4 protein-coding genes are annotated in these 11,204 nt (G+C 49.9%); 1 reads left to right on the top strand and 3 read right to left on the bottom strand.

The genetic code is table 11. The annotated features are described in order from the left end of the window. Window positions 1-1,253: sigma-70 family RNA polymerase sigma factor (locus NTV65_06245; GenBank protein ID MCX6114798.1), on the top strand; the 1,253-nt coding region annotated here is incomplete at its 5' end. 26 nt (window positions 1,254-1,279) lie between these two features. Here NTV65_06245 and NTV65_06240 read toward each other — a convergent pair. The 3 genes from NTV65_06240 to NTV65_06230 all read right to left on the bottom strand — a co-directional run bounded on the left by NTV65_06240 (window position 1,280) and on the right by NTV65_06230 (window position 11,072). Beyond that, window positions 1,280-2,452 carry a hypothetical protein gene (locus tag NTV65_06240; GenBank protein ID MCX6114797.1) on the bottom strand — a complete coding sequence of 391 codons (1,173 nt, stop codon included), beginning with the start codon at window positions 2,450-2,452 and terminating at the stop codon, window positions 1,280-1,282. A 267-nt stretch (window positions 2,453-2,719) separates the two neighbouring features. After that, window positions 2,720-2,893, bottom strand: a complete 174-nt coding sequence (locus NTV65_06235; GenBank protein MCX6114796.1) for a hypothetical protein — start codon at window positions 2,891-2,893, stop codon at window positions 2,720-2,722. Window positions 2,894-3,029: 136 nt separating this feature from the next. Beyond that, window positions 3,030-11,072 (bottom strand): hypothetical protein, encoded by an 8,043-nt coding sequence (locus NTV65_06230; GenBank protein ID MCX6114795.1) that lies wholly within the window; start codon window positions 11,070-11,072, stop codon window positions 3,030-3,032. Between the last annotated feature and the right edge of the window lie 132 nt (window positions 11,073-11,204).

The raw sequence follows: 11,204 nt of genomic DNA, 5'->3' as shown, positions 1-11,204 counted from the left end.
TGACGCATGAGCTTACGCTCTTTACGGCCATGATCTCACAGCGCGCCTCATTCTGGGCCGCATTATATGAGCTTCCGATGGTTCAGAGAGATATATTGGATAATATGAAACGGATAGCAGCTAGAGATCTGCTCCCTGAAAGCATTATCTTCACCGTGAGAAGTAAGAGCATCAGCACGGACTCTCTTATCAAACAGGCCGCTAGCTGTGTTAAAGCGGCTTCAACTCTAGATGCTACGCATGACAAGGAGAGCCACCTCTACGCCACCAGAAAAATGGACCTAGTTAAACGCCTGCTAAAAATACCGATCCAACCGGAAGAGGCGCTCCTACTCTTTAATAGGGTTAAGACTACCGCCTCAGATCTTACCACCCTTGAGACAAAAATTAAGTGTAAACATGGGACGCTACAAGCGGCAGAGCTCGCAGCAGACCCTGATCTATTGCGTTTCAGAGAGCTGCGGGAGCTGCTTGGTGGAGATGCCCTGCACGTTCACAAAACAATCTCGGAATTAATGCGCCTGCAAGCACCATACCTTGCAATAAAATCATATCTATTTAGCGCTAATACGCGCATGGTATTATCGATCGTAGGTAATAATAATAAACTACCTAGTAAATTTGAAGATCTCTCTCAAGAGGGTCACATCGGACTGCTGCGAGCTATCGAGAAATTTGATCCCAACTTAAATGTGCGCTTCGCAACCTGTGCGCATTGGTGGATAAATCAGGCCTCCAGACGAGCGCACCAGCAAACCATACGTCAGGTTACGACCCCTGCCCATCAGACCCCAACGATATCTAGGCTTTGCCGAGAGCTTTCTGAAAACAATGGCCGTACAGGTGCAGTAGAGCTCGCGGAAAAGTTGGATATTACCAAAGAATATGTACTGGCACTTTTGCCTATTATTCGAACATCTAGAAGTCTTAGTAGTTCGGTAAACTCAGAGAATCGATCAACCCTCGGCGATATTGTTGCGGACCAGAGAAACATCCCAGTTGATCTGGTTTTCTTTAAAAAAGAGGTTCATAACATTATACAGCAGGCCCTAAAGCAACTTCCTAAACGCGATCGTGAGATAGTTAATTTGCGCTACGGTCTACAGGGAGAACCGCCCATGCTGCTACAGGAACTTGCTACGCTCTTTGGACTGAGTCGTGAAAGGGTTCGGCAAATTGTAAATAAAGCGCACGTAAGGCTCTCCGGCCCGAGGAATCGTGATGCTCTTACTCAGCTCCTTGAACAACTGTAATCACTATAATTTTGTAACTTTTCTACCTACGGCGTCTGTTGCAGCTTATGCTCACCGGTCTCATCGCGATGCTTGGTTAGGTACTGTACAAAAGGGGTGCCCCCAGTTCCAACCTGGGATGGATTAGATGGGTCACGCTGCGCCTGTTTTGCGATGTACGAAATTGCATACTCTAGGTGCTTACTGCGGAAGCGCTCTACTAACTCAACGCAACTATTATAGTGCTTTTCAAGCTCTATGTTTGCGCTGCGGGCGGCAACGAAGTCGCGTGTACTTGGGCCGTTTTCAGTTGCCTCAAGGAACTTGCGGTGTTGTGGGGGCATATATAGCCGCATCTCCATTAGATAGGCCTTAAGTGGGTCATCCTTATGCCCAACTCCGAGAAAACCATCGAGGCTCGGAATAATAGAGCTCTGGGCTCCGGTCTCACCCCTTAGGATCTGCCCCGCTCCGCTGTAAGCCGAAACCCCTTCGTAGATAAGCCCATTAGGGAGCGCCGGATTGTTCTTCCAACCGTGAATATAGGGACGCACACGGTGAAAATACATAAACGGATCGCAATACTCTACCATCCGACAGAGTGAGCTGTGCATCCCCTCGAGTGAAGCAGCTAGCTCCTGAAGCGCTCTAGTAAGATCCCCCTCATTGCCAGAGATAACACTACGACGCCCTAATGCAATCGCCTTTAATGCCTCTGCGGCACGCGCTTCTATATCAACGTGGATAATAACGAACCACTCCTCATCCAGTCCGCCAAGAAAGTTCTGGGATAGCGCTATATTCCCTATCGCTATTGGGCCGGCTGGATCAATTCTTTGCCAGTTATCAAGTGCATATGATTCATAGGAGAGCACCGGTGGCCTACCGAGCTTAGTAGCGACCTCATACCAGGGACGGGCGAGCACCTCGGGGATACGTTCTACAGTGGGCTTTTCGCCAAAAACATAGGCGTGTCCGATAAAGGAGAGCATCACCATAGCGCGATGAATCTCGGCCTCACTCTTCAGCGCATCCAGAGGAAATTGAGGTAAGGCATCAACCGACCTCCTGAGGCTCATGCCAGCTAGGTATTTTGGAAGTTTTTGGGCGATCTCCTCCCAAGCAGAGAAGGTTGCGGGCAGACTAAGGAGTGGATCAACGTGCGGGAGGAATCCACGCTCCTCACTTAACCCAAATAATTGCAGATCACATGTAGTCATAGCCCACCTTATTCCTATCGAGCGCCGCCTTACTCGGCATCCGCTACAGGGGTACTATAGTGGTTATTATGCTGCTCAGGAATATGGGAAAATTGGCTGCGCCCTGATAATAACCGGCTCTGCCTCGCTATTCTATTGGGCGAGGCGTTAGCGCCGGGAACGCCGGACTCTAGACCGGCCACGAAAAAGATCGCCTACCTGAGCATTCATACCTGGCCATTCTGGAGAATGGCGTTCCCAGGGGCTTCGCCCAGGCTGAATGTTTACTTAGTTATTACTAACTAGCTCGGATAGCCCCAACTCCTGCTTATAAAGCCGGAGGGTCTCGCGTAGCACCGCAAACTCCTCTTGGGCACAGAGCAGCTCAAGCAGATCGCTCGTGCTAGTGTTAATTGCGGAATCAAACGAATTGTTAGTGGTTGCTACTTCTACGCTTCTCATAAATCTACCTCTTACATATACATAGTGGGCTCTCTGCCCGGTTATTCAGTCTGAATATAATACAGATATCTGCCCGATATGACACGTTAAGTTGTCACGGATATGTATAAGCTTTGCAAAGTGTTTGTATTTATCGCTACTGTTTCATGCGAACGTATAGTTCAGCTCTGGAGATCTTTGCAGTTGCAGGCTTCACCTCGCCCTTCATGCGCACCGGCTCTTTCGTATTTGCCTGAGGGGCCTCAATACGACGAGCTTCCTTCTCTCTGCCCTCAGCCTTTGCTGCCATGCTGCGTGCCTCGGCCTCACCAACCTTGGCAACAAGCTCCCTGTACTCCTTCTCTGAGATACCGAGGGTGATGAGAAGCTTAAGCAGATCGCTCTTCCTACTCTGATTAAAATTAAGGGTTAAGAGCTGCTGCATTACGATATTACGTAAACGATCCTGCTCCTTTAAGCTCTTTACCTTGCGTTGTACTTTGCGCACTGGCGCTGGATCGCTCTCATTAGATGAAAAGAGAGGCTCATAGTCAGGCGTTGCTTCCAGGAACGGGGTTGCTTCAGCCATCAGTGGTGTAGCTAGCGACCCCTTCAAAGACGCAGTTACTAGAGATTGTGCCGTAACAAGCGCCGCTGCTGCCTGCACTTTTTCTATCTGGGATAGAAGTTGCTGTTCCTGCGCACGGTGTATGCTCTCGCTAATAATCTGCTCAGTACGGAGCTGCTCCGCAATAACTGTTTGTTGCTCCTTCAGGCTAAGCACCTGTACAGTTTCAACTGCGGCTGCCTGCTCTGCCCGAATATTTAGGGCGCTCGCCTGCTTGCTGACGCTGGCTAGCTTATCTTGTTCTGCTGAAGCTGCCGTGGCGGTCTCCTCGTTAGATATATTATCTAGCTGCGCATCTTTTATCTGCGCATCTTTTTTAGCTACCAAATTCGTGCGGACGAGGAACTCTTTTTCTTGAGCCAGCTCTTTCAGAGTTACCGTGGGCTGCAACCTCGTACCAATAATTTGCTGCGGTACTGTATCAATCGTAGAGAGGGTAGTGGTAGTAGCAACTGTCTCAGCACTAAGCACAGAAGTTGCTGCCGTTAAAGCATAGGTATAGGTAGCTGCCTCACCCTCTCGCAGACGAAGCGGTTCCTGGCTCTGTTCCTGGCTCTGTGACTGGCTCTGTTGTATGGGGCTAGCTAGGATAGTAGTGCTCGCCATGCTCTGAGCTATTATAGTCCCATCTACCAGCGCTACCTGTAGTCCGATCTGCTGATCTGCCTGAGAGGCGCTAGTTGCCAAAGCTAGCTGTTGAGCGGTGGCATTCTGAGTAGCGATCGCTTGTGTATTTTGCTGGCTAATAATGAGTACCTGGGCGGACAACACCTCGCGCAGCCGCTCCTCTGCCACGATCTTCTCTGCCTCGATCTTCTCTTCGCGCTTTGCCGCAAGAATGTAGGAATTACTCCCCTTTTCATCACTAACCGCTATCGGACCTGTCGTTCCTCCTCCACTATCCGGCTTCTTGGGTGGCAGGATAGTAAAAACCGGTGGTGTGGGTGGCTTTGGGGGGCTCGGCGGTAGTGTGGGTAGGACATTTTGCGTAGTATTTTTGGTCCAGATGCTACCCGTATTGAGGCTCTCCCCAAATGTGAAGTTATCAAAAAGGCCGCCGTAGTTGCCGTATATTGTGCCCTGTTCTGCTTCTTGAGGAGGTACAGGAGGAGGTACAGGAGGAGGTACAGGAGCGGGGTTAGGATATATAATAGATATAATATATGCCCATAGGATTTGGATATCTTGAGGAAAAAGAGCTTTTAGCTGGCCTTCTAGCTCTGCTCTTCGCTCCGGAGTTATATTAGAGTTCTGCAATTTAGCAATCAGGCCCTCTATAGTAGCTAGCAGCGTTGGATTATTTGATATTTTTTCTTTTAGGTCCTGCGGGAGTGCCTGCCATTTAGCAATCAGGGCCTCTACAACCGCTAGCAAAGCTGGATTATCTAATACTTTATCTTTTAGCTCCTGCAGCTTTTGCTCAAAATCCTTAGCTTTTTGTGGATCCTTCTGGAAGTCATTCTCATTCGCTACATTCTTGGGTTTCTCTACTGGGTTCGACGGCGGAGGAGTAGTATTTTTCCCCTTCTCTTCCGTAAGAATTATCTCTTTTGATTTGGGCAACTCCTTGTTGTTATTTTTGTTATCAAACGCCGGAGTGTAGGAAACGGGAGGGCGGGGCCAGCTTTTCACAATGGAGAGCTCAAACCATTCAGAGATTTGCCCTATTTTACTGACTCCTTTCACTGCCGCGGCAGCCATCTGCTTGCTAGCTTCTCCGTATGCCGCCTCCGCCACATCCTTAAGCACTTTCTCCGCAACCATCCCTCCCTCTTGCTTAAGGGTCGCTCCCACCATGCGCTCACCCGCATTGTGCACCGTTTGCTGGAGCGCATTCTTTCCGAGAGAGATCGGGTCACGCAATTTTCCGAGCCAATCAAACTTCCAAACTCGTCGACCGACTTCGACTATTTTGCCTGGCACGGCACCATTCACACTCGCCACAACATGTCCGAACTTAAGAACATTCAGAGCATAGAAGGAGCCGTCCATAACCAGCTCTATTCCGAACTGCCGAAAGGCGGTCGCACCATCGATAGACCCATAATTGTATCGTACTACCTTGTCAGTTGCGTTCCACGCCGTTGCAACTCCGAGTGCAATGAGCGGGGCTCCTGGCACTGGAATAAGCGAGATGCCGATAACGACCACTGTTTTCGATATCGTATGTACGAGATCACCGTAGAAATCGTGCCATTCAATATTCTCGTTCTGCTTCTGAACTTGCTGCACCCACTGATCAAACACATGCTTTCGAGTAACAACCCACTCGACCTTCTGATCACGCTCTCGTAACGCCGAGAACTGTTGCGCGGTATCTTCAGTGGTAAGCCCCCGATCTGTCCGATTGACTACATCCTCCATTATAACAATAAACATAACGGTCATGGCTTGCTGGGTATGCTTAATATCGCGAAAGCCGTCAGCTTGCCCCCCCAGGAGGAGTTGCTGATTATTTATCATACCTTTGTGAAAGATTATATTATTTCCATGCCCAGAATCGTAGATGATCTGTTGGTCAAACTTCCTTTGCGACTCTGCCAGCGTATTTTTAACCGTCAATTCGAGATTTATTGCTTCTTGGTGAATCGTCTGACGGATAGTCACGAAGTTGTTTAGCGCGCTCAGCTGCTCCTTGATATCCTCACGGAGTTCTTTACATTTAGCAAGCTGCTCTGGAGACAGCTTTTTGCCATTTGTAGCAGCTGTAATTCGCTTCTCAAACACAGCGGCATCGAACATGCCGAGACTGCCCTGTTGCTGTACGTACTGAATAAATGCCGGCTCTTTGCCATTGCGATACATGAAGCTATTATTAAGGCCACGTGCTTCCTCGTTCAGAGCATTTAAGAGCTTATTGAAAGACTCCAATGAGTCGACCATATCCATTGCTCTACCCACGAGCTCTGAATCTTTGATACTTGCTTTCCCGAACTCTACAACACCTTGCTGAAAGGTCTCGGCCGACTTCATCAGATTAACTGCCTTGTCGTAACCAGGGAGATTCGGAATCTCCCCGGTATAGATCTGGACTTCAATCTCAAGGGCTGTGAGCACGTTGGTGGTTTTGTTACTTGCTGCGTTGAGGTACTCATTAGCCTTTTTCGTTAGGCTGTTATCCGCTACTCCTTTCATTACGTAATCGAGAGCTCCATAGGATTTCGCAACTACAAGACCTCTCAGAGTCATTCCATCGCTCTTGAGTCGAATGCCCTCGGTAATAAGGATCAGGCTCGCTTCCCGTAAAGCATCTGGCCCACCGACAGCTAACAGCTGTGCCCGCTTCGTTTCTGGGTTGTTGGGGTCTTGGCTGTCCGCGAGGTCTTGCGCCAGATCACCCGTCAGTCGGCGCTGGTCCTTGAGGGGCTCACGCTGAGACGCGATATCAGCGTACTTCGCTCTCACGAGCACCATCTCTTCGCTTGAGAAATTACTTCGAGCGAGGAGATCTGCCGCTAGTGCAGTGTTTGGCTTAGGCTGCTTAAGCACATCTACAAAACGATTAAGCGTTGTGATAACTTTAGAAGTTGGTGATAAAAGAGCGTCCGATGCCATTCGATGCGCATACTCTTGCCTCGCTCTGAGATCTTCCTTAATGCCGTGACGGGCGAGATAGTCAGGGGAGTGTCCCTTAAAGGCCTTAGTGCTCGCGTCGGTCAGATCTTTATCCAGTTTGTTCAGCTCCGTGCGCGCCCGCTGAATATCCTTATCATTTTTTGAGAGCTGTAGGGTCGTGCTCCAAATAGCACGATTAGGAGCTTGTTCTTCTTGGAGTTTAAGTAGCGGCTTAAGATCCGGTGCCACAACCGTGAGATCAGCCTGATAGATACCCTCTAATGCCTTGCGCCTCTCTTTTGGATCCGTTGGGATAGCGTATTGGGCAGGGAAATACCTGGCTAGATCCCGGTTGGTAACAAGCGTAGTGCCACTAAGCTTAATGATATGCGTATAGACCGGTCGCAGCTTAAGTAACGTCGTGCCGACCGTGTCTCCTAATAAAGTTTTATAGTTTGCCTCAACGCGCGTGCGCTCCTCTGGCGTCATCTTATCCAGGAGCTTTGTAACCTGCACTACCTTGGCCTGCGTCAGCGCTGCATCTAATGCTACTGGCAGATCCTCACTCTTTAAATTATTAAGCTTAGCCCACAGCTCTGCTGCCGGTTGAGGAGTAATAGCAAGGTTAGCAGCCAATAATCTGAGCCTCACTGACTGATCTCCTGGCAGGCGCGCCAAGATCTGTCGAGACTCCTCCGCACTGTCATTAGGCAGAGCTGGAACCTGGGCGAATACATTCTCAAGCTCAGGAACGTCCTTAGCAGCAACGCGTAGATTCATGAGCTGCTCGCCGGTTAGAGCAGATCCTCCGTTATGCGTAAGGATCTTCTTCAACTCTGCAACCGTTTCGGTAGTCTTAGGATCAACTCCATGCAGTAAAGATCCGCTAATAAATGGGCTGGTGCTGGTAGCCGCAAGCTCTGCCTCAAGTAGAGCCTTCTGGCCCTTTGCCATGCAACCCTCGCGATTCATCTTGCTTTGCCAAAGCCCATCATCGATATCAGATATTTTGTCCTCTAACGTTGGCAGCGCATCCTTCGGTATAATTTCATTCGGCGGCTTTGTAATTGCATCCAGCAGCAAACGTTGTTGATCTTTGTAGCCTTCTGGCTTTGTAGTTTTCTGATCTGACTTGCCGTTTGGAAAAAAGGCGTCTAGTGACTTAAAATTAATTTCTTTCGCTGCCGGTCCGTGATGCTGTATACAGTTCTTAACATTCATCTGGGAAAGTATTTGCTGCCCCTCTCTTAAGTGCAGCAAGTCAGTAGCTTCCGTAAGCTCCTTAGTACGCAGCTGTATGTCACTCTCATGCTTCTTTAGCTCCTCAAACATCTTTCCGGCTGTCGAAGCGTTTTTGAGAGCTACCTCTCCACGTGGGTGCGGATTATTTGAATGACTAAAGGAAGAGAGAAGCGATCTGGCCTTTTCTAGATTCGTACTTTCACCACCGAGGCATAATTTAAGGCGCTTATTTACAACGAGCCAATCTATCGCGTCGCGTTCCTGTATAATCTTCGCCCTCTCGGGGCCGGATGTTGCCGCGTCTATCCTCGTATCAAAACCGCTTAGGTATAGATTTGCCACCTTCTCAAGCTGCGCTAGTTTATCGGCAGGCATCTCCAATATCTTCTCTCCAAAGATCTGAGTGTAGGAGCTCTTAAGTTTTGTAAGCTCGCCATCAACCCCATTCTCCTTGGTTTTCTTGAGCTCTATGTTATCCTTTTCTAGCTTATTGATAGCCTCGAGATGGCCTAGCAATACGACGGCCTGCTTTTGTTTCTCGTCGATCGGATAATACACATCCTTTCCATCAACGACCTTTGTTTCCCCTGCCTGACTACGAAGAAAAGCCTTAGTCTCCTCAAGCGTAATCTCAGCCAGCGGCTTGTACGTTGTAACGAATGTTGTTTTGTAGTTTTGCTCCTGAGTCTCGCTACCACCCAGAGTGTTCGAAATCTTCTCAGGCTTGTCGCTACTAACCCTTATCTTAGAGTTCGTAAATTGTGCCTGCGTCTTTTCCCCCACCCCATTCAGACCACCATCCTTGTTCCGATAGCTTTCCTTAATAGCCTTATTGCAGGCCTCTAGGATTTGATTTTGTGGAAGTTTTAAAAGCTCGGGTTTGTTAAGCGCCGTAGAGATATAATTGCTTGCTGTAACTATCTTCTTTGCATTTTCATCAAGTTTGCCATCGATCCTTTCCAGCTCTTGCTTGATCGCAACAGCCATCACGGTGAAGTCACGTTGTACAAACTCCTTAAGCTCTTTTATCTGCGCGGTGGTTAAGAACTGCGTATTCTCCGATAACTTCCTAAATGCAAGCGCCTGCGCTGATGGGGTTGGCTCCTTTACTACGATATCATACACCAGTGGTCGCTCGGTCGCCTTAGAGTAGCCGTCTACGATCTCTGCCATCCTAGCTGCTCCAAGGCCTGTCTTGAGCGCCGTAAGGAATCCAACACGCTCATCGGACGTCTTAAGCTTGGAAAGGTGCGCATCCAACATCTGGGCTCCCTGTGGCCCCTTGAGAATATCAAGACCAACCTCAGGGTTAAACTGCACTGCGCCAAGCAGATCGCCCTTATCGGCGCGCTTATGAAAGTCAGCGACTGATTCAGCCCTCTTGTTCACTAGTTCGGCAGCTGCGCGGTTTGCATCTTCGGCCTTGTGGGTCGTAAGGTCGAGCTGCTTTTCAAAGCCCTGGCGCGCCTCAGTTACCTCTGCATCCCTAAAGGCTATCTCGCCGGATGGATCAAGTTTCTTCACCAGCGCAGTGCGCTCCACGCCAAAGTGCTTCAGTTCCTCATCGCGGGAGATATTCTTGTTTGCGACCTGAGAGCCAGCCTCATCGGCTATCTTCTTTGCCAGGAGGTTGATCTCAGAGTCGATATTTTTCTTGGCCTGCTCAAGGCGGTTGTCCTCGGCAGCCTTGGCGGACGAGAAGAGAGAGTTGATGACAACCTGCTCCTCGTGAGATCGCTTTGTGACGAGCTCCTTGTTGTCGGCTAGTGTGTCCTTGGCCTCAAACTCTAGCGACCGGACTGCGTCTAGGTCCCCCTTGGCGTGCGCAAGCGCTGATTTCTGGGCCAGTTCCTTGATGCGCTTCGTCAAATCCGCCACGTTCTGGAGGGTATACTTCTTGGCCTCGCTCTTCTCTAAAAGCTTTATAGCGGTATCATGTTGCAGGTTTTCAGGTGTGTCCGCCCCAGCAACTATCTTCTTGGGTCCCTTCAGCTCAGTCTCTCCGCCAACTAACGGCTCTCCCGTGCTGCTCCCTTTGCCGAGACCCACGAGTGAAACGGTCGCTGTTTTCGCTGTGACTGCGGCTGCTGGCACAGAAGCCAAGGTGAACCCACCAGTGGCCTCAAGGATCCCGGCCGCATGGTCGGCGAGCACCTGCCCATTCACAGTTGCAGGCTTTGCCCCGTCTGCCAGGATAGCATGGGCCACCTCGCCCTCATTAAGGCTTGCTGCCTTGGCGTACTGGATGCGGGCGAGAAGATCCGTCACGATCGAGACCAGTTGCGGATTCGGTGAGCCGTGCTTCTCCGTCAGGTGCTGCTCTGTCTTGGCGTGAATCTGGCCTGCCCCAACACCCCGCCCGTCCTCAACACGCTGCGCGAGCATGTAGAGCGCCTCGGTAAACTCTTCGCGCGTGCCCTGGAAGCCCAGGTTTGTCGCCGCCGGCATGAGCTGCCGCGCAATCGGCTCTATCTCAGGGAGCGTTATCATCCCACGAGCGGGATTGACCCCGGGCTGCGCCATCTGGATAAGTGCGTCCCGAATCTCGGGCACAGGGTGGTTAAGCGGTTGGCGGATGTCTATCTTCTCAATTATTGCGCTATTTTGATCTGTATTCTGTGGTACGGCTCTTTCCAACGGGAGCACATCGCCTGACTTATTATCTAACCGCGCATTAATCTCACTAGCGATCGCATTCTCAACAATCTCAGTAGCGATATGTAGCCGCTGTATAGAATCCCCTGTTGTAAGAGCCGCTGCGATATCCTTTACCAACTGATTAACAGCGGCGGGAGAGTTGTTAGTCTGTTTTGAAAAGTGTTCGATCTTTTTGGTGACTGTCTCTGCCGCCTCAGGTCCTATAATAGTTGCTATTGAACGAAAGAACGAGCTATCCCATATGTTTGA

The organism is Pseudomonadota bacterium (genome assembly GCA_026390555.1).
In the GTDB taxonomy this organism is placed as follows: Bacteria; Bdellovibrionota_C; UBA2361; order UBA2361; family OMII01; genus OMII01.
Note: the sequence above shows the minus strand (reverse complement) of the source record. Positions and strands in the feature narration are given on the sequence as shown.